We start from the raw sequence: 22,010 nt of genomic DNA, 5'->3' as shown, positions 1-22,010 counted from the left end.
GTTTGGCTTTTATGCACCAGTAGTAATGTGCTTACTAACACTTTTTTCAAGCTTTTTAAAAACCAATATAGTACCAAAATTACATTTAAGCAAACCTAAACCTATGAGTTCAACTTCTCAGAGCAATGGCTTGATTTACTCTCCAGTTCACCAAACTAGTTATGACCAATTGTCAAAAAACATAGTAGGTTTCGGTGCAATTGATCTAAATTAATGAATCATGTAAAACTGCTAGTACTCTAATTAGCGATAAGTATTACAGGGGCACTAAGATGCTCCGCTCCGAAGCTTTGCTTCGTTCCGGTTAGCTTTTGAACTGCACTGCTACCTGTTATACACAGAAGGAGAGAGTCATGTTCAAAGCAACACGGCAATGGCTGTGGGATAAAGGGATTAATTGGCTAAATGCTGTTCCACCTGCCGATTCGCAGGGCAGCGCTTATTGCAATTTCGACTTCCTCGAACATGAAGTACGTCCAGGCGATGTGTTGCTATTTGCGGGACAAACACGGGTTAGCAAAGTCATTCAAATGGTGACACTTTCACCTTGGACGCATGCTGCTCTGTATGTAGGGCGCATCAATGATATTCGTGATCCTCAAGTCCGTGAAAAACTCCAAACTCATTATGCTGGCAGCCCGAATGATAAATTAGTGGTTGAATCGCTACTGGGTTATGGCACAGTAGCTAATCCTCTCAGCGCTTATCGAGAAGAGCATCTACGCATTTGTCGTCCCTCAGGCTTGGATTGGCGTGATGCGGATATAGTAGTGAATGTTGCTATTGAGCATTTGGGGATGGGTTATGATGTTCAACAGTTGATGGATTTAGCACGCTTTTTGTTCCCTTATGGCATCTTGCCTAGACGCTGGCGCTCATCTTTGTTTCAACATAATGCCGGTCAACCCACCCACATTATTTGTTCCAGCATGATTGCGCGTTGTTTTCAACATGTGCATTATCCGATTTTACCGGTAATTCATAATAATCAATCAGAGCATCCAGTAAGTTTAGAAGAACGTGACTTCCGTTTATTTATTCCCAGTGATTTCGATTACTCACCTTATTTTGAAGTTATTAAATATCCAGCTTGGCACTTTAGTGATCAACCTGCTTATCGGCGTTTGCCTTGGCAGCATTCTGGTTTAGCACCAGTTACATCCGAGACGGCAAGCAGTAGTCAATTACTGCCTAGTGCCTAAACTACCTATTTTTAGGCAGTATTTTGCGTAAAAATTGTTTTATATGTACAGTTTGCTGACAAATAAACGTATTTTGCAGTAGAATTATTCGGAAAAATAGATCGCTAAGTACGCTGATAGGGACTAAAAATGGGCTTTATTATACAGTTAGATGGAGTGAGGCTTGCTTAGTTCTACCTCTAACGATTTCCAACATCTCGCCATCCGTCGTGAACAACATGTGTTTTGGATTGGTTTAGCAGTAAAAAACTCTACACACAATTTACTCACACCTGAAGTCTTGGCTGAACTCCAACAAGCTTATAAAGTAGCTCAAGCCTTGGGAGCGCGTGCGCTGATTTTATATTCGACTCGCCCTCACGTTTTTTGCTCAGGACTAGACTTAAGTCTGTTAGAAACTAACTTAGACTCCACAGTACTCACAAACCTTCTAAAATCTGGTCAGCAATTTTGCGAACAGCTTAAGTCCTCGGCTATCGTCAGTTTGGCCATGATTGAAGGTGAATGCGCGGGTGCTGGTCTTTCATTGGCTTTAGCCTGTCATTATTGCATCGGTACTCTGTATCAGAGTACTAGTTTTAGCTTTCCCGAAGTCAGTCAAGGTCTTCATCCTATTTGGGGCGGAATGTCACGTGCTTTGCAACGTATGGGGGTTAGGGCAGCTTTAGATTTTCTTACTCAAAGTATGGTGCTAAATACTGAGGAAGCTTTACAAAAACAACTAATTGATGCCGCCGCTACGCCTGAGCAAATTCATCTGCTTAGTTTACGTTACATCGCGGGTCAACCTACTAAAACTAACCAGCCTTTCAGTGTAAGCTTATTGGAAGCACTACCTATGCGTGTGCTTATAAATAATCAGCAGCAGCGTAAATTAGCTAAAACACAAGATATTGAGCATTATCCTGCAGGTGCGCGCTTAATAAACTTATGGCAACAACATGGCAGTGCTTTAGCTAACTTGCAAGCTGCTGAAATAGGTACATTTAAACAACTAGTCGATACCCCTACTACTCAAAACCTATTGCGGTTGGCAAGACTAAAAACACGACTCAAAGCTTTCGCTCCTCTGAATGCGGACATTTACTCAAATGTACATATCATTGGAGCTGGACAGGTTGGGTCGGAACTTGCGGCTTGGTGTGGTTTATTAGGGTTAAACGTCAGTATCCAAGAATCCAATCCTGAAACTTTGAATTGTGCGCTGGATAAAATTCGCACCATTTTTAGTGCTTACGTTTATAAAGATTCCGCTAAACTGAAGGCCGCTACAGAACGTATTCATGTCGATCACGAAGGCAGTGGTATTGCCCTAGCGGATATAGTGATTGAAGCAACTGCCGATAAATTAGTACACAAACAAGAATTGTTAGCCCGTTTAGAGGAAAATGCTCGCCCGGATGCGCTCTTAGCTACGACTTCATCAATTTTGCCCTTAGAACGTTTAGCTGCTGTTCTCTTAAAGCCTAATCGCTTAATTGGTCTACATTTTCTTTACCCAATTACTCAACACGAATTGGTGGAAATCGTTCATTTAGGTGACAAGACCACAGACCGTGTAATTGCACAAGCTTGTGCTTTTGTTAAACAGTTAAATAAACTACCTTTACCTATTCACACTACCCCTGGATTATTAGTCAATCGCATTTTACTGACTTATATTATGCAAGGTATACGCCTACATCAGCAGAATGTACCAACCACAGTGATTGATAAGGCCGGGCAAGATTTTGGTATGCCTTTAGGTCCTTTAGAATGGGCTGACGTTTTAGGGCTAGATTATTGTCGGCAATTAGGCGAAACTCTGGCTAAAACTAGTCCCTTATTAGTGCCCGATTTATTAGTCGATATGGTCAAAGCGGGTAAATTAGGTCGAAAAAAGGGTACCGGCTTTTATCGTTATCGCCATGGGCGTAGGCTCAAGCCAGAGCGGGCGCAATGGACTGGAAATACGGCCGCTTTACAAGATAAATTAGTTAATCAAATGTCGGAAGAAGCTGCTTTGTGTTTAGAACAAGGTATTATTGAAGACCCTGAGCTATTAGATGCCGCTATAGTTTTCGGTGCTGGCTTTCCGGCTTTTCGAGGGGGGCCGCTGCAATACACGCGCAGCAGTCGTAAATAAAGAACTACACTGAGGAACAGGCATGAATCTGCCTACGGTTAAACAACTCCGTTATTTTGTAGCTCTAGAAACTTACGGTCATTTTGGACGTGCTGCTGAGGCTTGTTTTGTATCCCAATCTGCTTTTAGTACTGCTATTCGCGAGCTAGAATCAACACTTGAAGTACAACTCGTTGATCGTACTAATAAAAATGTAACTGTTACCCATATTGGACGCCAACTCGCGATTGAAGCACGTCGCTGTTTACGCGATATTGAAGGTTTAGTTGAACTCGCCCGCAGCAATCAACAACCCTTAACGGGTGAATTAAGAATTGGCGTGATTCCTACCATTGCGCCTTTCTTACTCCCCGAGATTTTGCCAAAACTACGTGCTGATTTTCCCCGCCTTAAACTATATTTAACGGAAGATATTACCCAACGCATTTATGAAAAGCTGATGGAGGGTGAGCTAGATTTAATTATTCTGGCATTACCCTATGCTTTAAGAAATACAGAGGTACAACCCTTATTCCGTGATCGCTTCTATTTAGCTTGTCGCGAAGATACCCAGCACCTTAATCCGACTAGCTATGATATTGAAAATCTAGAACCAGAAACCGTACTACTTTTAGAGGATGGTCATTGTTTACGCGATCATGCGCTGTCAGCTTGTCATTTGCAGGACATTGAGAAAATAAGCCGTTTTGCTGCTAGTAGTCTATTAACTTTAGTCCAAATGCTAGATGCTGATTTGGGCATTTCTTATTTACCTGAAATGGTGATTGGCTCACCTTTACTAGCAGGTACTACCGTCAAACTTTGGCCGATTCGTGAAGAAAGTTATCGAGAGGTTGGTTTAGCATGGCGACGTGGTAGTGCACGAGAACAAGAGTTTTTACAATTAGGTGAAGCCATTAGAACTGCGAAGATAGTGGCTGTTGTACCCGAAAATACGTAATAAAAGGCGGATTATGCCCCGGCAGTAAACGAATTGCCTGTTCCTCAAAATAAGCGGTTTCACTCTCTAAAGCCTTAATCTTTAATTGTAACCGATAAACCGGTTGCTCAGTATGATCTAATAAACCTCCACCAAAAGGCGGCTGCACCCAAGCACCCTCAGCTTCCTCGCGCTTACGAATATACTCATCAACGGCAGCTTGATCACCATCCGCTAAAATTAATAACACATGACGCGGTGCTAACATGGGATTCACTCCATTACTGCGCGCATTCACTGATAAATAGCGTACTAAACCTTGATACATCAGTGGCGTCACACCTAAGACTTGTTGTAGCTCTTCAATTCGTTCAAAGGGCGCATCTTTCGATCCATACTCTAAACCAGCGGTTTTATAATCATCATCTTCAGCACCATTGGTATGCTCTAAATCATCTGGGTCACGAAAATCTTCAATCGCATCCAATATTGTTTCCGCTTCTTGATCGATAATTCCTAATTCTTTTAAAACTTTTTGCAATAAGACACGGTTTGCTTGATTAATATCGATTAAGCCATTTTCCCCAATCACACGAATTTCTACCCCGTAACCATCACGGGTCCACGTCGCAGGACTGCCCCCTAATTTAATTTGGCGCTTATCCACCGGTAGAAATAATTGCATCACCGTATAATGTGCCGCTGCTTCAGCAAAACTGCGAGCTTGAGCCGTAGCGCGTGCATAGCTCACTAATTGGGTTTCAGTTTTTACGGCATAAATCAGCGTACCTGCCATGGTCATCATCACCATGATCATCCATAGCACCATCATAAGCGCTACCCCACGCTGCTTAGCCTGAGTCTTAACTAGCGCCCACATATTCATCTACTTGAGGTAAATCGACAATGAGCTGCGGCCAAACTTGATGATCTTTCCCTTCAATCATGACGCGCATGAGCAACGGATAAACGGGCTTATCGACCCATTCCGCTTGCCAACGCGGATCATCTTTATCCGATTCAGCGGCATAATAATCAAAATGCACTAAACCTAAACCACTATAGACCAACACCGGCTCGACCCCTTTGAAGGCATCATCCCAGCTCATATCTGGACGATAAGGGGCATAGCGCATTTCTAACTGACGTTCTTTCCCAGCTCGATCCACCGATAACTCAATCAAATAGATACCACCTTGATGCTGTAAAGGCTGCAAGGGGGCTGCATAGCGCACATACTGATCCGTACCTTCAAAAGCATAGACAGAACCTTTTTCACCTTTAATTTGTACCACAATAGTTTGGCTGAGTTGATTACGTAGAAACTCGCTAATTAAGCGCGTATCTTCGGTTTTGAGTAGTTTACGATCCGCTGCCTCCCAACCACGACCAATGGTGTGGAAGCTCGAAAACAAAGCAAGAAATAACAAAGCTAGTAAACTAAAAGCCACCATCATTTCCAGCAAGGTAAAACCGCTTTGCTGTTTTGGCTTTAAGCTCACGATTTTTCCCCAAACCGCAGGGACGATAGCGTGAATTGACGCTGTTTACCTTCACTCTTCCAACTTACCACTACTGTGACTTGATAAGGTTCAATCGAGAGCGAAAACTCGTCTTGTTTATCATCAAGTTTAATTGGCTGCATATTAATCGCCCACTGATAAGGTGTACCCTCTTCTTGTCCAGTTACGGTATTTTTTTCGACTTTGATTTCACTGCCAATCGCCTCCATCCGTGATTCAGCGACTTGTACTGCAAAACTGTATTCATCCGCTAAAGCGGCACTTTGCATCGCAGAGCCAAATAAATTCAGTAAACTACCTACCACTAAGCCTGTGATCACGAACGCCACCATGATTTCGAGTAAGGTAAAACCTTGCTGCTGGGGCTTAAAGCAGACTGATACGCCCACTGATCCACTCCACATTGACCTTGAAGGTTTGCCCACGTGCTGTCAGCTCAACCGAGCCACCCGTAGAACTACCATCTGGATAAAAACGAATATTGCCTTGAGTAGCAGACACCACTTCCGTTTTAGCGGTATTGATTTTAGCTTCGATACTGGTATGTAAAGACCGTTGCTCAATTTTATTAGCCGCTAAGCCAAAATAGCGGCTGCTAATATCCATCGTCCATACCATTTCTTTGCGCTGTAAGATAGCGACACTGCGAGCTTGACGCATGCTAGTAGCTACTTCACGAGCAGCTTTGCGCAATACAGGACCTTCAGTTAAGGAGCTAGCGACCACGCCCATCATCAGGGCTGCAACCACCAGCACTAACATGACCTCAATTAAACTGAAGCCCCGTGATTGGCGCATGATTAATTCTTTTTCACCCACAAGGAAATATCAGCATCATCCCCTTCTCCACCCGCTGCATTATCAGCACCGAACGATAAGAGATCATAAGGTTGATTATTACTTCCCGGACGTTTGTATTGGTATTCGTTATTCCAAGGATCTTGTGGCACACCTTTCTTTAAATAAGGTCCGTTCCAGCCTTTAACACCTGAAGGTGATTCGACTAAAGCTTTTAAACCTTCGGAACTTGTCGGATAGTTGCCAACTTCTAAACGATACATATCTAAAGCAGCACTAATGTTTTCAATCTGTACTTTGGCGGATTGGCTTTTACCACGCCCTAAATACTTCATGGCTTGCGGACCAACAATCCCTGCGATCAAGCCTAAAATGACTAAAACAATCATTAATTCGATCAAACTAAAACCACGCAAACGGCGCTTCAATGAATACACCTTAGATGACTGCAACATGCTAACAAGCTCCTTGTTGTTATTAATTATCGATTTGTTATGCAAAGGCTTATTGAACTAAATCGGCCATACTAATCATCGGAATCAGAATCGCCCCAATAATCAGTAAAATAGCCACGGCCATAATGAGAATTAAAATAGGCTCCAGTAAGGACAACATACGTTGTACTGCATTACGGACTTCAGTGTCATAAATATTAGCCACTTCATTGAGCAACTGCTCCATTTGCCCCGTCTCTTCACCCACGCGCAGCATATGTAATGCATAAGCCGGAAACACCCGCTTACCCATTAAAGTCCGCGTCAGGCTTTCACCTTGCTTCAGACTATCGGCTGCCTCACCCACTGACTTAGCCATGACTCGATTGCTCATGGTATTTTTAACAATCTGTAGTGAACCCAGCAAAGGCACACCATTGTGCAGTAAAGTGCCTAAGCCGCGCGAAAAACGAGCCATCTCCACTTTACCCACTAAGTCACCGACTATCGGCCAACCTAACATGGAACGATCTAACCACAACCGCGCTTGCTCATTAGTGAATAGATATTGCAAAAGAATCAGAGTGAATAAAAATCCACCTAGCAAAGCCCACCAGTAGACTTTAAGCACCTCGCCCGCAGCCATCACCACCTTAGTCAAAGCGGGTAAATCCGCTCCCATATCCTCGAACATTTGCGAAAACTGAGGCACTACGAATAAAAGCAAGGCAATGATTGAGACAATAGCTACAACAAATAAAATACTCGGGTAAATTAAGGCAGAAATGACTGTTCCACGGAGTTCTTTCGCGCGCAGCATATACTCCACTAGCCGCGCTAGTGCATCCCCAATTGAACCACTCGCCTCACCGGCGCGGATCATATTCACATAGAAGCGTGAGAACTTATGGGTTTCTTCCAAAGCATCGGCAAAATGCACCCCACTACGCACACGCTCTTGCAGGCTACGCACTAAAGCACTCATGCCCGGCTGTTCAATCAACTCTAATTGGATACTCAAAGCGCGATCTAAGGGCAAACCCGCATTCAGCATGGAAGCAAGTTGTTGGGTAAAAGCGATAATGTCGGCTTGGCTAACCTTTTTACTAGAAAATAAGCTTGGCTTTTTCTTACCTGTTGTTTCTGAGTTTGTACTACCCATACCAGCCGGTTTGACTTGTAAAGGTAGCAAACCTTGAGCATGAATCCGTTCAAGGACTTGAGCCTCATTATTCGCCTCCATCGTGCCTGTTTGATTCGCACCTGCAGAACTTAAAGCTTTATATTCAAACAGCGGCATTTGGAGTTTCCTCCGCGACACGTAAGACTTCTTCTAAAGTCGTCACGCCTTTCAGCGCTTTCAGCAAACCATCTTCGTACATGGTACGCATGCCGGATTTACGCGCTTGCTCTTGAATCACCCCAGCATCCTCATGCTTGAGCACGAGGCGGCGAATCGGATCATCCATTACTAACACTTCATGAATCGCACTACGACCTTTATAGCCGGTAAACCCGCAAGCTCGACAACCTTTAGCATGCCATAAGCGCATCTCGCCCTCGCGTTGATATTGGCGCAGACCTAGTTCATGTTCGATTTCAGCTAAGACACTATGTGGCTCACGGCATTGTGGACATAAACGTCTCACCAAACGCTGCGCTAAAATACAGTTCACGGTTGAGGTAATTAGATAATCCTCAATCCCCATATCTAATAAGCGCGTCACGCCACTCGCTGCATCATTGGTATGAATAGTCGAAAGCACCAAGTGCCCCGTCAAAGCTGACTGAATCGCAATCCGTGCGGTTTCCACGTCCCGCATTTCCCCGATCATAATAATGTCAGGGTCTTGACGCACAATCGAGCGCAGCGCATCCGAAAAGGTCAAGCCGATTTTAGGATTGGCCTGAATCTGATTAATTCCTTCTAGCTCATATTCGACTGGATCTTCTACCGTGAGAATTTTATTCTCCGTGGTATTCATCTGCGTTAGCGCCGCATACAGCGTGGTGGTTTTACCTGAGCCAGTGGGGCCAGTAACCAAAACTACACCGTGCGGTTGATTTAATTCTTTTTGTAAGCGCGAGAAGTTCTCATCCGAAAAGCCTAAAGAACTGAGTTCCAACTTCACGCTATTTTTATCTAGCAAACGCATCACGACACTTTCCCCATGCATCGTCGGCACAGTGGAGACACGCATATCAATCTCTTTGCCTTGGGCTTTCAACTGAATCCGCCCATCTTGTGGTAGACGGCGTTCAGCAATGTTCAACCGTGCCATCAACTTAATCCGTGACAACACCGCTGCGGTCATGGAAGCAGGCGGAGAATCCACTTCGTGAATTACGCCATCAATGCGATAGCGAACTTTTAAATGCGTTTCAAATGGCTCAATATGAATATCGGAAGCGCGTCTAGCCATCGCTTCCGCCATGATTTGGTTCACAATTTTAATGACCGGCGCTTCACTCGCCATATCTTTTAAGTGCTCAATATCAGCCATGCCATCATCGCGGGTACTGATTTCAAACTCTTCCTCATCTTTTTTGGCAGTCGCGCTGTATAAGCGCTCAATATTCGCGCGAATTTCTGAAGGTAAACCCAGTAACGGTTTAATGGGTTTACCAGCAGCCATTTGTAAAGCTTGACGCGCAAACTCATCCCCTGGGTCAGACATGGCAATCGTCAGTACCCCTTCATGCTCATATAAAGGTACAACCTCTGCTGAGCGCATGTAATTTACCGAAATGCCTAAATCTTGCAGCGGTTCAGTGGGATAGTCACGTGTTAAAGCTAAGGCGATACCAAGGTGGCGTGAGAGTACTACCGCCACTTCTTGCTCGGTGAGTAAACCTAAACGTACTAACACACTGCCTAAAGGCTGATGGATCTCAGCTTGAGCACGCAGCGCTCGCTCCAGATCTGCCGGTTTAATCTTGTTAAGTTGAACTAGACGCTCACCAAAAAGAACTGGTACACGCACTGGTTTAGAAACAGTAGCTAGCATAGATAATTTTTATTTATTGTTAGTATTTTAAAAACAGAACCAGCAAGTAAATCTAACAGTCACTTAAAAAGCATCAAGTAACTTGGAAGGTTTGATAATTTTTATTTATTAGAGAGAAACATGCAAGCAGTTTCTCTCTGAGTGGAAAGCGAGCAACCAATTAATGAGGGAAGTTGCTACTCATCATCGCAATACTACCAAAGCCAACGACCATGAACACAATCATCAAAACGATAGAAACAATCGATAAAATCCCTACCAGCTTCCAAAAACTGGCTTGAGCTTCCAAAGCCGCCTCTAGATCACTGGCATTTAAACCAGTGACTGCACTTTTAATCGCATTGGCATACCGCAGTAGATATAAAGATGCAATAAAATAAATAACTGCAAGTAATAAATACATGACAGCCATACCGATCATAAAACCGGTACCAGCAAAGCCAGCGTTGGCATCAAGGCCTTCCACACCGCTCATACCCATCATGCCACCACCTAAAAACATAGGAATGCTAGCAATCAAAGTAAAAGCAGCACCAATAAAACCAAGAATCGCTATAAATAAAACCCAAGGCCGGGTTTTACGTAAGGATGCGACTACACGTTCATTCATTAAACCACTATCACCCGCCACATCACGCACCACAGAACGAGGAGGGGCATAAGCATCTTGAACACTCATTGAATCACCTTGATTTTTTTAATGAAAGTTTAAGCTTAGCTTAATAACAGTCATGCAGTGAACAAGAGCCGAACAACGGCCAGAAAAAACCTACCAAAATATTTTATAAACAAGATAATTATTTAGATGAGGGGAATAAGACTTCGGGGAAGGAGCACAAACTTTGTCAAGCTCGGCTTGTGCTAGCTCCCAAGATTGCTATTGTGTTTTAATCTTTTGCATCAAGCCAAAGGATTTCACAAAGGGACCCGCCATTTTCGGATTTTTAATCATAGCCCCGTAGTCACCCGTCTTAAATTTAAGCTTACCGGTGGTATAGGCCAAGCCCATACCGGTTAACCCAAGGCCTTTTTCCACCCATTTCAGCCAATCTTTACGCTCAGCACGCATATCCCAATCAGGCTTTTCGCCAGCATAAGCACCTGCACGAATACAAAGCCCTTTTTCAACTATAAACACGCCACGAGGCTGTTCTTCATTCTTAAAACCACAAGTAATGACTGAGTTAAAATCAATTTCAGCGAGCTTTGCACTAACTTCCGGCTCACTATTCCATTGATCCTTTAACTCATTCATCCACTCAGCAGAAAACAACTCTGGCATAGCAATACCTCCTATAACGGCTTAAAATTGGCTATAAACTTTACGGCTTCGCGGTTATAGCCTGCTAAGCATCGTATTTACAATATAACTAAATGGGGAGCTAACTAAAGTCAGCCTATCTCTTATGAGTCAGAGGTAGGTGGTTGATAAGCCTGTGGCCAGTGCTCTAAGACCACTGGACTGGTAAAAGCTAACGCATGACAAGTATTTAAATGCTTAGGAATCGCTTGAGGATCGTCAGCAACAAAATTATTCCGCCGCATTTTTGAACCCCCTACCGTTTGAAAAGCTGCTGTCGCTAGGGTAGATGATAATTCGGTGATATGCGTACAACCTTGAGTCCCACCAAAGATTTCCTTAAGCTTCTGACTCCAACCGGGCGCAATCCGCAAACCGACTAAGCTAGTATAAGCTGGGTGAATCACTGTACAGTAGTTAAAGGGTGCATAATCCGTAGTCGCTTCAGCAGCATGGATTAATAGAGTTTCATCCACAGTTAAGCGAACCGTCATATCATGCAAAGCTTCATCGGCCTCAATACGCCCACCACGATCTTTATTCGGGAAGGAATAAGGTTTGGTGTCAATAATCTGGGCTTCAATGTCCCATAGACCATCTTTGCGCTCATAGCCGTGACAGATAATCGTGCGGGTATGAGCCAATTCGCGCTCAACTGGCTTAGATAAAGGCATAAGTTAATCTTCCGCTAGAAAACAAACTTGCCCACAATAAAGACATCTACTAAAACCTGCAAGTTATGTCTCACCTAACCATCTATCGTATTCTTAGGTGCTTGTTCTGGAAATAACGCCACTCATTGCTGTCTTGGTCTACATTTTTGTTTAGATAATGCTACTCTTGGCAGCAAGATTCAGAATACCCCATTCATAATGAAGAAGATTTTTATGTTGCGTGTTTTACTCGGGGCGGCGTTTACAGTCGTACTCAGTCCAGTTTTGTTGGCTAATGAACCAACCCCTCCAGCCAATCCTGCCCCTGTAGCAGACACCTCTTCGCCGCGTCAAACCACAATGCTAATTTTGGATGGCTCCAATAGCATGTGGGGGCAACTCAATAAGGTGAACAAAATTATCACAGCTCGCGAAAGTATTCGTACTCTATTAGAAAGTGCTGAGGGGAATATTCAATTTGGCTTACTCACCTATGGGTCTGAAGGCAAAAAAACCGGCTGTAATGATTTTAATCTAGTCGTGAAACCAGAAAATTATGATCTGGTAAAAGTCCTCAAAGAAGTTTACAAACTCAAACCCAAAGGACGTTCACCGATTGCGGCTGCTTTGAAAGAGGCTGCTCAACAATTACCAACGGAAAATGCCCACATCTTATTAGTCAGTGATGGGATTGAAAGTTGTGAAGGCGACCCTTGTGCCACAGCTCAGCAATTAGTCGAGGCCAATCCGAGCTTACAAATTGATGTAGTGGGCTTCCGTGCGGAAAAAGAAGCTCAACTAGAATGTATTGCTGAGAATGGACGAGGTGCTTTTGTAGTTGCCACCGACACAGAGCGCTTAAAAACTCTATTAGCGGGCGTACAAGCCAAAGCGGTTGGTATTACCGAAGCTGCTAAACCTACTCGTACTTTGATTGATAAAAAATCTCAGCCAGGCAGTGTAGAGCTAAATATTTTAGCAGAGGGTAACCCCGAGCCTTTACGTGCTAACTATTCGATTTATCATCCTGATGGCACGAACGTGGTGAATTTTTCTGCTCGTAACCGTGTCACTGAATATTTGCCACCGGGTGAGTATCGCGTAAAAGCTATTTGGCAGACGGTAGAAAAATCTGAAAATGTCACGATTCATTCAGGTAAGGCTACCCCCTTAACCTTTAATATCGGCCCTACTGGCGAGCTTGTAGTAAACGCACTGAATAAAACTCAGCAACCAGTAGCCGTGAACTATGCTGTATATACCACTAAGGGCGAATTTATCTCTCGGCATGTTTTTCAAGAATCGATGAAAACACGTTTGGCTGTTGGTGAATATCGTATCAAGGCGCTCTTAGATAAAAAAATCTTAGAGGCTAGTCTAAAGGTAACGCAAGACGCTGTGACAGATTACACATTCAACTTTACGGATAAATAATGCGGGATTTTTAGAACTTGCGTATTAGTCGCTAGTCTAAGCCAACAGAATAGTTCTCATTGGGCTAATCTAACAAGAACAAGGTTAAACAAATAGCTTATGATAAAGGAGTTTCCCAAATGTTTAAAACAACGACTAAAGTAGCTGCCGTCTTACTGGCTACTAGCTTCGCTTTAGCAGGCTGTAATCCGCCGAATAATGCTCAAGGTGGCGCCATGATGGGTGCTGTTTTAGGTGGTGTAGCTGGCAATCAATTGGGTAAAGGCGATGGTAAAGTTGCTGCTACGATCGCCGGTACTATGTTAGGTAGTTATATTGGTGGTCAAATTGGTGCATCCATGGATGCCTATGATCAACAACAAGTGGGTAGTGCCATTTACTCTGGCCGTCCAGCTACTTGGCAGAATCCTAACACGGGTTATAGCTATACAGCGACTCCGGGTAATATTTACAACTCTAATTACCAAGGTCAGCAAACTGCTTGCCGTCCAGTCACTGTCGTGGGTTATATCAATGGTCAACAGCAAAACATTCAAATGAATGCTTGCCGTGGTGCTAACGGTCAATGGCAAGCCGTTAACTAAAACATTCCCGCCTTTGCAGACCTACCCTCTGCTATGCTAAATAGCAGAGTGGTTTTCACTAGCTCAAGCCGTATTGAACGAGCTAATCTAAACTTCTTAATAGACTTTTTATAGCTCGCTGGAGAGAGTGGTTTGGGTTTTGCTGATATTATTTTTCTGTTTTACATCATTCTGGGGCTGTTAGGCCTCTACCTGCTTTGGCAATGGCTTTTAGGTGAAAACCCACATTTAGATATTGCGCCTGAAAAACGTGGCTTAATCACTTTAGTAGTGATCATGCTGGCTGGTCTTATTTGGCTCAGCTACGCCTTTAAGTTGAATCACTGGCGGCACAACAATACAACTTTTAATCCAGTAGCGACCACTAACAATTCAGACTCGATTTTAGCCGAGGATATCCTCAATCAGCCGGAAGAGAAGCTTACTGAAGAGCAAAAATTAGCTCGTTTTGAGCAAGAAAACTTCTCTGAACTATACGATAACCGCACTTCTCTATATCGTGATATTAAGGGCTTAGATGCATTTTTTGTTAAGATCAAACAGTTTGCACCCTCTGTACCCAAGCAAATTCCACTCCTCAATCGGATTTATCAATTACGCCAAGAAACCTACAAGCGCTACTCACAACGTTATCTAGAAGTGAGTCAGCAATTGCGTAATTTTTGGGTACATTACAGCACGGGCAACAGCGAAAATACTCTACAGAAATTTCAGCCCGTAGTAACACGCTTGATCCAAGATATTCAGCAGACACGTGGTGATGATATAGATAATCAAGCTAAACAAGCTCAGTATATTATTGAAGCTATGCGGGCTGCTGAAACGATGCTGAAATCTAATAAGCTGCCAACAGCACAGCAGGGGCTGACTTCTTATAAGCCGGATAATCGTCAACAGATCATGGAGTGGCTGAATAAGAATGGCTCAAATAATGTGCTCGAAAGCCTAACCATGTTGACTAATCAGCGGGCGCATATTTTTCAGCAGATTCAAACTGTGAAAAACTATATACAGCGCTATCGTGATTTACCTCTAGGACGTACTTTGCAGCTTTGGCAAACTGCCTTGCAGCACAATCTTTATGCTGAGTACCGCCTTCTATATGCGGTTGAAATTCCAGCCGCTTTGCAGCAATTAGGTATTGAGTTACCAGTGAAACAAAGCGCCCATTTGGATGCTACGCTTGAGGTACAAATTCCAAATATCTTGAAGTTTGTGAATGAGATGGTCACACAAGCTGAAGAGGCGTATGCGCCTACTACACCAAAAGTGAAAGGGCGCTAAGTGCTTAGATCGAATATTTCAAGCGAAAACTAATCCCTTTTAAGAATTTCTTTTCCTCTTCTAAATCAGCCACTAATAAGGGGCGGTCACGCTCAATATCTTCAAAGGTCAAATCTAGTAACTGTTCACTGGCTTCTAGCTTTTCGATATTCAAAGCAGTTTGCCCGCTACGATCACGATGTAAGAGTACGGCTAAGCGTAAAATTACACTCAAATACACTGCTTGTTGTGAGCGTTTGGCCTCTAAACCTTCAAAAAGTTGAGGGAAAATTTTACGCCGATGCGTCCGCACTAATAAGCTTAGCCAATGTTGTTCTTCGGTTGAAAAACCCACCAAATCAAAATGATCTAATAAATAGCCACCATGTTTATGATAGCCGCTATGTGATACGGCTAAACCAATCTCATGCAAATCAGCGGCCCAAGACAACACTTCACGTAATTCTGTGGATAATTTCCATGCAACTTGGCAAGCATCAAACAGCTCTAAAGCAGTTTTGCGTACCGCTTGCGCATGCACGACATCCACTTGGAAGCGACTTTGTAAATTTAGGACTGCTTTGCCACGCAAATCCTCTTGATGCAGGCGATTAAGTCGCTCATAGACCAAGCCCTCACGTAAGGCGCCTTCAGACACCAACATCTGTTTAATCTGTAGCGCTTCAAAAGCGCTGATGAGAATAGCTAACCCCCCTGCAAAAATGGGTTTACGATCCTCACTTAAACCGGGTAATTGCAGCTTATCAATCGATTTGGCCGCGATCATCCGATTTTGAATTTCGTACATCTGTCCAAGGGTAATGCCGAAATTTGCTAAACCTGCTTGTTGGATAACTTTTTCTACCGTTTTGATCGTCCCTGAAGCACCATTTGCGGCTTCCCAACCAATATCACGATAGCTTTTCTGGATAGGCATTAGCTCTAAATGCGCGGCAGTAATCGCTTCTTTCCAACAATTTTTATCTAAAGATCCATTCGGGAAAAAGCGACGGGTATTACTCACACAACCCATCCGTAAGCTTTCTGTATACAGCGCCTCATAGCCCTGACCAATAATAAGCTCGGTACTGCCTCCACCAATATCAATCACAAAGCGACGTGCCGTTTGATCCTCAGTCGCACTTAAAGAATGCGACACCCCTAAATAGATTAGACGCGCTTCTTCGCGCCCGCTAATCACTGCTATCGGGTGACCAAGAGTTTCTTCCGCTAAATCTAGGAAAGAACGCGAATTGCGCGCCATGCGTAAAGTGTTAGTCCCTACCGCAGCAACTTCGGTGGAAGAAAAATCGCGCAAGCGCTCGCCAAAGCGGTGTAAACAATCCAGTGCGCGTAGTCTCGCTTCCAGTGACAAGTTGCCAAACTCATCTAAGCCACTACCTAAACGCACTGGCTCACGTAAGCGATCGAGAATACGTACATTGCCTACCGCATCGACGCTCACCACGATCATATGAAAACTATTTGACCCCAAATCAACAGCAGCAATCCGCTGCTCGCTCGCCAACCTACTCGACATGATGATTGTTCTCCCGCTTGGCTGCCGCAACAGCCTTAGGGTTTAATCATCAAGGCTTGTTGGTTTACGTTTATCAGTTGCTTCTAAGCGCTTCACTTTAAGAATAGAGGGTACACGCTCAACTTGATGGATAATTTCCTCTAAGTGGGCTAAATCCCGCACCCATAACACCCAATTTGTTTCCTTAACCCGACGATCCCCACTCGTATTGACGGCCTCAATATTGACATCTAAGCGGTGCATCAACTGAGTGATGTGGTGTAGCACGCCGACCACATTATGGGCATGGGTTTGAATCCCTGCAAGGAAACACTTTTCCTCAGACTGCTGCTCAGCCCAAGCCACCGATAAAATATCAAGTGGCTCTGCCTGTGCATGTAAAACCGCACAGCCATCCCGATGGACTTCCAAACCATTCTTAGATGTTAAGGTAGCCAGAATCGGCTCTTGCGGTAAGGGATAACAACATGTCTGAAAATGAATTGCTAAGCCTGAAGTCCCTTTAATCACCAATGGCGTATCATTATCACCCATCGCTAGGAAACTATTACTTGAATTACCTTCCATACTAATTAGGCGCTGCGCCGTTAAGCGTGAACACTGGTCATTATGCACAATCGCCATGTACAGCTCGTCTAGATCTTGATAGTTGGATACTCTCAAAAACTCGCTTAACATGTGAGGGCTAATTTTTTCCAAACTCGATGAACGATCATGCAAAGCTTTCTCCAATAGGTGCTTACCTAAATCTAATTGCTCTGCATTGGTTTGCTGGCGCAACCAATTGCGAATGGTAGCCCGTGCCCGTCCAGTAACAACATAATTTAACCAAGAGGGCTGAGGTACGGCCTTGTCATCTGTCAAGATTTCTACAGTTGCCGTATCAGGAATGCGGGTGCGCAAAGGCACTTCTTTGCCATCAATTTTCGCACCCGTACAGTGTAAGCCCACTTCTGTATGGATCGCGAAAGCAAAATCAATAGGTGTAGCACCTCGTGGAAATTCTTTCATTTCCCCTTTAGGCGTAAAAGCATAAATTTCAGTACGATATAAATCAGCTTGCATATCGTCATAAAACTCAGACGCATTACCCGCCTTAGAATCTAAATCGCGCACTTGCTCTTGCCAACGCTTGAGCGCTTCTTGAGTAAATAAAGAACGCTGCCCTGCATTTTGCCCTGGATACCGCCATTGAGCAGTAATGCCAAACAAAGCCGTTTGATACATTGAACGAGTTTGAATCTTCACTGCTACTTGACGGCGCTGTCCCGCTGGAATCAATAGAGTCTGTAAAGCTTGATAACCATAGGACTTCGGTGTGGCAATAAAATCTAAGAATTTGCCGGGACGTGGGCGATAAGTGGCATGCAAAATGCCTAAAGCACGATAACACTCGTCCACCGTACCAACTAGCACGCGCAATTCAATGACTTCTTTATCTTCATCAAAGGATTCACCGTTTTTCATGCTGTCATAAATACGGTAAAGATTTTTATCCGGGATAAAGACTAGCGGATTGGAAATAGTTTCGCTTAACCGTTGACTGACTGTATTTTCGACGGTTTCACTCAGTTCTTTAACGGATACTAAATAGCGGTCTAATTCAGCCCTTAAAACACAATAACGCCAAGGGTATAAATGCTCAAAAACTAAAGACTGTAGTTCACGACGCAAAGCATTCATACCCATCCGATGCGCCAATGGAATATAAATATCTAAAGTTTCTTTGCAGATACGACGGCGTGAAGCAGGCTTTTTATAGCCCAAAGTACGCAAATTATGTAAGCGATCTGCCAGTTTAATGATGACCACTCGGAAATCATCCGACATGGCCTGCATAAACTTTTGGAAACTTGCTTTTGAGGCTGCGTTTTTATCAGTGAATTGCTCGGACTCTAGTTTAGTCACACCTTCGACTAAATCAGCCACTACTTTACCGAAGCGATTTTCTAAATCGGTATAACTATAATCCGTGTCTTCTAAAACATCGTGCAACAAAGCCGCACAGACTGCATCTGCATCCAGATGCATATCTGCTAAAATACGTGCGACCTCTAAAGGATGTGTGATATAGGGCTCACCAGATTTACGCGTGATACCTGCATGTGCCTGTGCTGCCAACAAAAAAGCGTCATAGACTCGCGAACTCTCTTCTGGGGTCATATAACGCTCGACCGTCCGCGTCAGATCATTCGCGCGAAAAAAATCATTCGGAGGTACTGAGTCGTTCATTAGCTAAGCCCCTCAACATATCGCCCTTGCCTTGTGGTTAGTTAGCCCACATCAAAATCCTGGGTACGTTTCTTGTTTAATAAACCAGCTGCAATTTCACGCAAGGCAATCACAGTTGGTTTGTCCCCTTCTTCGTCAATTAAAGGTTGAGCACCATGAGAGATATCGCGTGCGCGTTTGGCTGCTTTTAGTACTAACTCAAAATTGTTCTCTACGTAAGGTAGACAATCTTCAACGGTAACACGTGCCATGTTCAATATTCCTTACAGGAAGTTTTGGAAAACTTTCTATTCTATCTGAGTATTATCAAAAAGAAATAGCCAACTGTATGCACATATCTTTATCTTGGGATAGTTTACCCATTCAATAAACTATGGCACTCTTCAGAAATGTCGAAAAGATAGTCCTATGCTATAGTGCACTGCAGCATCACTCAAGTTAGTTTTACGCAACCAAAAACCTACGAGGGAGAGGATATGAGAACAATCAGGGAGTTTTTAAACAGTGCCAATCAGACTTTATCAACAGTAGCACCTGATGATACGGTGTATCATGCACTCACTATTATGGCAGAGCGTAATTTAAGTGCCCTGCCTGTGGTTAAAAATAAAGAATTGGTTGGGATTATTTCAGAGCGTGACTATGCTCGTAAGGTCATCTTACAAGGTAAACGCTCACGGGAAACTGCGGTTAAGGACATAATGACCGCTAAACTAGTTACGATTCAACCTGATAAAACCGTCCATGACTGTATGTCCATTATGACCGAGCGGCGGATTCGTCATTTACCCATTACGGACAGTGAAGGTCACATGATTGGGATTATTTCGATCGGAGATGTGATGAAGGTCATTATGGATGAGCAACGCTTCATGATTGCCGAGCTTCAACGTTATATTGCAGGATAATCCACCAACTCAGCATGCAGTCTTGTCCTGCATGCTCAATAGACACAACTTTGTGGGCAAAGTCCAAAGTTAGGTGTTCTCGTATTGCTTAACAAGCTATCCGCGTAGTTTTTGCTGCATATCAAATTCATAGTAAGCTAAAAGCTATACACTTCTATCTGTTGCAATGCAGCAATCAGCTTGCGCACCGCAGATTTAAAATTTAGCTTGGAACTCTCTCATGGACAAAAAAACCTTAGAAATCCGCGACTATCTGGCACAAACTATGCCATTAAAGGGTCTTCCCCTTGCAACTCTTGATGAATTAGCCGCTTCTGTTGAAGAAATCAACGCTGAGCAAGGCGAAACAATTATGCGCATTGGCAAAACCAATGATCATGTCTTTTTAATTCGTTATGGTGCAGTCGAATTAGTGCGTGAAGATGGGATTTTGCATGGGCGGTTTGGAGTAGGCGACTGGTTTGGCCATCGCTCTGTCATACGTGGAGGTGAGGTTAATTTAACCGTCCGTGCTTTAGAAGACTCTCTGTTCTATACCCTATCGGGTAATCTCTTTATGCGGTTGTTTGAAAGCTATCAGCGCTTTGCCAGCTATTTCTCTGAGCATAAAGCAGATCGCGTGCGTAATGCCCTACAAGAGCTACGCAATACTGATAATCACGCCATGATCACCTTACATGTCAGTGATTTGATGAAGCAGCCGATGTTAGTTCCCAAAACCACGACCATTCAAAAAGTCGCACAGCAAATGAATGAACATAGCTCGCGCACCGCTCTCGTAGTCGATGAAACGCAGCATTTGGCGGGGATTGTAACCGATGCAGATTTCCGCTCGATTGTTGCGCATGGCTTAGATATCCATCAGCCAGTCACAGAAATTATGACTCTAGAACCCCTCACTTTAGCTCCCAACAATCAAGCCTCTGAAGCTTTGTTGTTAATGGCACGCCGGAATATCCGGCATGTCCCAGTCATTGATAAAAATGAGATCGTAGGGGTGATTTCTGCGACTGATTTGTTACGTGGACAAACGCATAGCGCTATTTATTTAGTAGCGGATATTTACTGTGCACAAACTGTAGCACGTCTAAGTGAACTCAGTAAAAACTTACCGAAAGTTTTAGTGGGTTTAGTCAAGCAAAGTTTGCCTGCTTATGATATAGGGCATGCGATTACCTCAATTGGGCAAGCCATTGTGCGCCGCTTAATCGCAATGGCTGAACAACAGTTTGGTAAACCACCCATTCCTTACGCGTTCATTGTGGCAGGCTCAATGGCACGCCGCGAGCAAACTGCGCATACTGATCAAGATAACGGCATGATTTTGTCGGATACATATAATGAAGCCGAGCATGGGCAATATTTCCGAGATGTGGCTAAATTTGTCAGCGATGGCATGAATGAATGTGGCTATGTGTATTGCCCAGGCAATATCATGGCAACCAATGAGCAATGGCGACAACCCTTAGCCGTATGGCGCAGTTATTTTAATAATTGGATCGACACACCTAACGGTCAAGCTTTATTAAATGCCAGTATCTTTTTTGATTTACGTTGTCTATACGGTGATTGCAGCTTACTTGAATCCTTACAAGAAGACTTCTTAGCTAAAACTAAATCAAGAACTATTTTCCAAGCCTTTATGGCCAGTAATGCCTTAAGTCATCGCCCACCGATTGGCTTTTTCCGTAGTTTCGTGCTGGATAAAGAAAGTGTTGATAGCGATGAAAAAGGCATGGATATGAAAAAACGCGGCGTGGTGCCCGTCATTGACCTAGCACGCGTTTACGCCCTAGCCGGAGGTTTACATGCGGTGAATACTTGGGAGCGTTTGGATGCGATTGCCGCTAGTAATGGTATTACTCAAGTAAACATCGATGATCTCAAAGATGCCTTTGAATTCATTAGCATGGTGCGTTTACAGCATCAAGCCAAGCAAATTGAGCAAGGTCAAAAGCCGAATAACTATGTACCCCCTGAAGAATTATCGGCTTTAGAGCGGCGTCACCTCAAAGACGCTTTTGAAGTCGTATCCAATCTTCAAGATTTCATGTCCACTCGTTATAAAGCTGATAACTTCCGTTAAG

At 43.7% G+C, this 22,010-nt stretch carries 21 protein-coding genes; 8 read left to right on the top strand and 13 right to left on the bottom strand.

The window, feature by feature from the left end; translation table 11 throughout:
• The first annotated feature begins 353 nt into the window (after positions 1-353).
• From Q0307_RS04230 to Q0307_RS04220, 3 genes are all read left to right on the top strand, one after another.
• A complete protein-coding gene (locus Q0307_RS04230) occupies positions 354-1,202 on the top strand; it encodes a YiiX/YebB-like N1pC/P60 family cysteine hydrolase (RefSeq protein WP_298657030.1) in 849 nt (282 codons plus the stop codon).
• 163 nt (positions 1,203-1,365) lie between these two features.
• Entirely contained in the window at positions 1,366-3,327 is a 1,962-nt protein-coding gene (locus Q0307_RS04225; protein ID WP_298657027.1) for a 3-hydroxyacyl-CoA dehydrogenase NAD-binding domain-containing protein, read from the top strand.
• A gap of 22 nt (positions 3,328-3,349) precedes the next feature.
• Entirely contained in the window at positions 3,350-4,267 is a 918-nt protein-coding gene (locus Q0307_RS04220; RefSeq protein WP_298657025.1) for a hydrogen peroxide-inducible genes activator, read from the top strand.
• Here Q0307_RS04220 and Q0307_RS04215 read toward each other — a convergent pair.
• From Q0307_RS04215 to Q0307_RS04170, 10 genes are all read right to left on the bottom strand, one after another.
• On the bottom strand, positions 4,224-5,126 hold the full coding sequence (locus Q0307_RS04215; protein WP_298657023.1) for a type II secretion system protein GspK: 903 nt from the start codon (positions 5,124-5,126) through the stop codon (positions 4,224-4,226). The two genes, Q0307_RS04220 and Q0307_RS04215, sit on opposite strands and share 44 nt — an antisense overlap.
• Positions 5,110-5,748 (bottom strand): prepilin-type N-terminal cleavage/methylation domain-containing protein, encoded by a 639-nt coding sequence (locus tag Q0307_RS04210; protein ID WP_298657021.1) that lies wholly within the window; start codon positions 5,746-5,748, stop codon positions 5,110-5,112. The genes Q0307_RS04215 and Q0307_RS04210 overlap by 17 nt, the downstream gene beginning before the upstream one ends.
• Positions 5,745-6,158 carry a prepilin-type N-terminal cleavage/methylation domain-containing protein gene (locus tag Q0307_RS04205; RefSeq protein WP_298657018.1) on the bottom strand — a complete coding sequence of 138 codons (414 nt, stop codon included), beginning with the start codon at positions 6,156-6,158 and terminating at the stop codon, positions 5,745-5,747. Before Q0307_RS04205 ends, Q0307_RS04210 begins: the two co-directional genes overlap by 4 nt.
• Complete coding sequence (locus Q0307_RS04200; protein WP_298657015.1) at positions 6,136-6,567, bottom strand: GspH/FimT family pseudopilin; 432 nt, start codon at positions 6,565-6,567, stop codon at positions 6,136-6,138. Before Q0307_RS04200 ends, Q0307_RS04205 begins: the two co-directional genes overlap by 23 nt.
• 2 nt (positions 6,568-6,569) lie before the next feature.
• On the bottom strand, positions 6,570-7,022 hold the full coding sequence (gene gspG / locus Q0307_RS04195) for a type II secretion system major pseudopilin GspG (RefSeq protein WP_298657012.1): 453 nt from the start codon (positions 7,020-7,022) through the stop codon (positions 6,570-6,572).
• Positions 7,023-7,071: 49 nt separating this feature from the next.
• Entirely contained in the window at positions 7,072-8,301 is a 1,230-nt protein-coding gene (locus Q0307_RS04190) for a type II secretion system F family protein (RefSeq protein WP_298657009.1), read from the bottom strand.
• A complete protein-coding gene (gene gspE / locus Q0307_RS04185) occupies positions 8,288-10,009 on the bottom strand; it encodes a type II secretion system ATPase GspE (protein ID WP_298657006.1) in 1,722 nt (573 codons plus the stop codon). The genes Q0307_RS04190 and gspE overlap by 14 nt, the downstream gene beginning before the upstream one ends.
• 160 nt (positions 10,010-10,169) lie before the next feature.
• On the bottom strand, positions 10,170-10,688 hold the full coding sequence (locus tag Q0307_RS04180) for a DUF5362 family protein (protein ID WP_298657003.1): 519 nt from the start codon (positions 10,686-10,688) through the stop codon (positions 10,170-10,172).
• Positions 10,689-10,886: 198 nt separating this feature from the next.
• On the bottom strand, positions 10,887-11,291 hold the full coding sequence (locus tag Q0307_RS04175; protein ID WP_298657000.1) for an SCP2 sterol-binding domain-containing protein: 405 nt from the start codon (positions 11,289-11,291) through the stop codon (positions 10,887-10,889).
• Between the two features lie 122 nt (positions 11,292-11,413).
• On the bottom strand, positions 11,414-11,983 hold the full coding sequence (locus Q0307_RS04170; protein ID WP_298656997.1) for a DUF2889 domain-containing protein: 570 nt from the start codon (positions 11,981-11,983) through the stop codon (positions 11,414-11,416).
• Between the two features lie 213 nt (positions 11,984-12,196).
• Between Q0307_RS04170 and Q0307_RS04165 the strand changes: the two genes are divergently transcribed.
• From Q0307_RS04165 to Q0307_RS04155, 3 genes are all read left to right on the top strand, one after another.
• Positions 12,197-13,396 carry a VWA domain-containing protein gene (locus tag Q0307_RS04165; RefSeq protein ID WP_298656993.1) on the top strand — a complete coding sequence of 400 codons (1,200 nt, stop codon included), beginning with the start codon at positions 12,197-12,199 and terminating at the stop codon, positions 13,394-13,396.
• A 119-nt stretch (positions 13,397-13,515) separates the two neighbouring features.
• On the top strand, positions 13,516-13,980 hold the full coding sequence (locus Q0307_RS04160; RefSeq protein WP_298656990.1) for a glycine zipper 2TM domain-containing protein: 465 nt from the start codon (positions 13,516-13,518) through the stop codon (positions 13,978-13,980).
• Between the two features lie 132 nt (positions 13,981-14,112).
• Positions 14,113-15,264 carry a hypothetical protein gene (locus tag Q0307_RS04155; protein WP_298656987.1) on the top strand — a complete coding sequence of 384 codons (1,152 nt, stop codon included), beginning with the start codon at positions 14,113-14,115 and terminating at the stop codon, positions 15,262-15,264.
• A 4-nt stretch (positions 15,265-15,268) separates the two neighbouring features.
• On the opposite strand, the gene ppx is transcribed toward Q0307_RS04155, so the two are convergent.
• From ppx to rpoZ, 3 genes are read right to left on the bottom strand one after another with little or no spacing between them, the layout of a single operon-like run.
• Positions 15,269-16,783: an exopolyphosphatase gene (gene ppx / locus Q0307_RS04150; RefSeq protein WP_298656984.1), complete on the bottom strand. Its 1,515-nt coding sequence runs from the start codon at positions 16,781-16,783 to the stop codon at positions 15,269-15,271.
• A gap of 42 nt (positions 16,784-16,825) precedes the next feature.
• Entirely contained in the window at positions 16,826-19,015 is a 2,190-nt protein-coding gene (locus Q0307_RS04145) for a RelA/SpoT family protein (protein ID WP_298656981.1), read from the bottom strand.
• A 41-nt stretch (positions 19,016-19,056) separates the two neighbouring features.
• Entirely contained in the window at positions 19,057-19,266 is a 210-nt protein-coding gene (gene rpoZ, locus Q0307_RS04140; protein WP_298656978.1) for a DNA-directed RNA polymerase subunit omega, read from the bottom strand.
• A gap of 225 nt (positions 19,267-19,491) precedes the next feature.
• Between rpoZ and Q0307_RS04135 the strand changes: the two genes are divergently transcribed.
• Both Q0307_RS04135 and Q0307_RS04130 read left to right on the top strand, forming a co-directional pair.
• The gene (locus Q0307_RS04135; protein ID WP_298656975.1) at positions 19,492-19,923 is read left to right on the top strand and encodes a CBS domain-containing protein; all 432 of its coding nucleotides are present in this window, start codon (positions 19,492-19,494) and stop codon (positions 19,921-19,923) included.
• Positions 19,924-20,143: 220 nt separating this feature from the next.
• Positions 20,144-22,009 (top strand): DUF294 nucleotidyltransferase-like domain-containing protein, encoded by a 1,866-nt coding sequence (locus Q0307_RS04130; RefSeq protein WP_298656972.1) that lies wholly within the window; start codon positions 20,144-20,146, stop codon positions 22,007-22,009.
• The last annotated feature ends 1 nt before the right edge of the window (position 22,010 follow it).

Source organism: uncultured Thiothrix sp. (assembly GCF_937873765.1).
In the GTDB taxonomy this organism is placed as follows: domain Bacteria; phylum Pseudomonadota; class Gammaproteobacteria; order Thiotrichales; family Thiotrichaceae; genus Thiolinea.
Note: the sequence above shows the minus strand (reverse complement) of the source record. Positions and strands in the feature narration are given on the sequence as shown.

Bases quoted from the DNA above. Each gene is read 5' to 3' on its own strand.
- rpoZ (WP_298656978.1), bottom strand. From the start codon at position 19,266: ATGGCACGTGTTACCGTTGAAGATTGTCTACCTTACGTAGAGAACAAT.
- Q0307_RS04170 (WP_298656997.1), bottom strand. From the start codon at position 11,983: ATGCCTTTATCTAAGCCAGTTGAGCGCGAATTGGCTCATACCCGCACG.
- Q0307_RS04190 (WP_298657009.1), bottom strand. From the start codon at position 8,301: ATGCCGCTGTTTGAATATAAAGCTTTAAGTTCTGCAGGTGCGAATCAA.
- Q0307_RS04200 (WP_298657015.1), bottom strand. From the start codon at position 6,567: ATGCGCCAATCACGGGGCTTCAGTTTAATTGAGGTCATGTTAGTGCTG.
- Q0307_RS04165 (WP_298656993.1), top strand. From the start codon at position 12,197: ATGTTGCGTGTTTTACTCGGGGCGGCGTTTACAGTCGTACTCAGTCCA.
- Q0307_RS04220 (WP_298657025.1), top strand. From the start codon at position 3,350: ATGAATCTGCCTACGGTTAAACAACTCCGTTATTTTGTAGCTCTAGAA.
- Q0307_RS04175 (WP_298657000.1), bottom strand. From the start codon at position 11,291: ATGCCAGAGTTGTTTTCTGCTGAGTGGATGAATGAGTTAAAGGATCAA.
- Q0307_RS04180 (WP_298657003.1), bottom strand. From the start codon at position 10,688: ATGAGTGTTCAAGATGCTTATGCCCCTCCTCGTTCTGTGGTGCGTGAT.
- Q0307_RS04145 (WP_298656981.1), bottom strand. From the start codon at position 19,015: ATGAACGACTCAGTACCTCCGAATGATTTTTTTCGCGCGAATGATCTG.
- Q0307_RS04215 (WP_298657023.1), bottom strand. From the start codon at position 5,126: ATGTGGGCGCTAGTTAAGACTCAGGCTAAGCAGCGTGGGGTAGCGCTT.
- gspG (WP_298657012.1), bottom strand. From the start codon at position 7,022: ATGTTGCAGTCATCTAAGGTGTATTCATTGAAGCGCCGTTTGCGTGGT.
- gspE (WP_298657006.1), bottom strand. From the start codon at position 10,009: ATGCTAGCTACTGTTTCTAAACCAGTGCGTGTACCAGTTCTTTTTGGT.
- Q0307_RS04130 (WP_298656972.1), top strand. From the start codon at position 20,144: ATGGACAAAAAAACCTTAGAAATCCGCGACTATCTGGCACAAACTATG.
- ppx (WP_298656984.1), bottom strand. From the start codon at position 16,783: ATGTCGAGTAGGTTGGCGAGCGAGCAGCGGATTGCTGCTGTTGATTTG.
- Q0307_RS04135 (WP_298656975.1), top strand. From the start codon at position 19,492: ATGAGAACAATCAGGGAGTTTTTAAACAGTGCCAATCAGACTTTATCA.
- Q0307_RS04160 (WP_298656990.1), top strand. From the start codon at position 13,516: ATGTTTAAAACAACGACTAAAGTAGCTGCCGTCTTACTGGCTACTAGC.
- Q0307_RS04230 (WP_298657030.1), top strand. From the start codon at position 354: ATGTTCAAAGCAACACGGCAATGGCTGTGGGATAAAGGGATTAATTGG.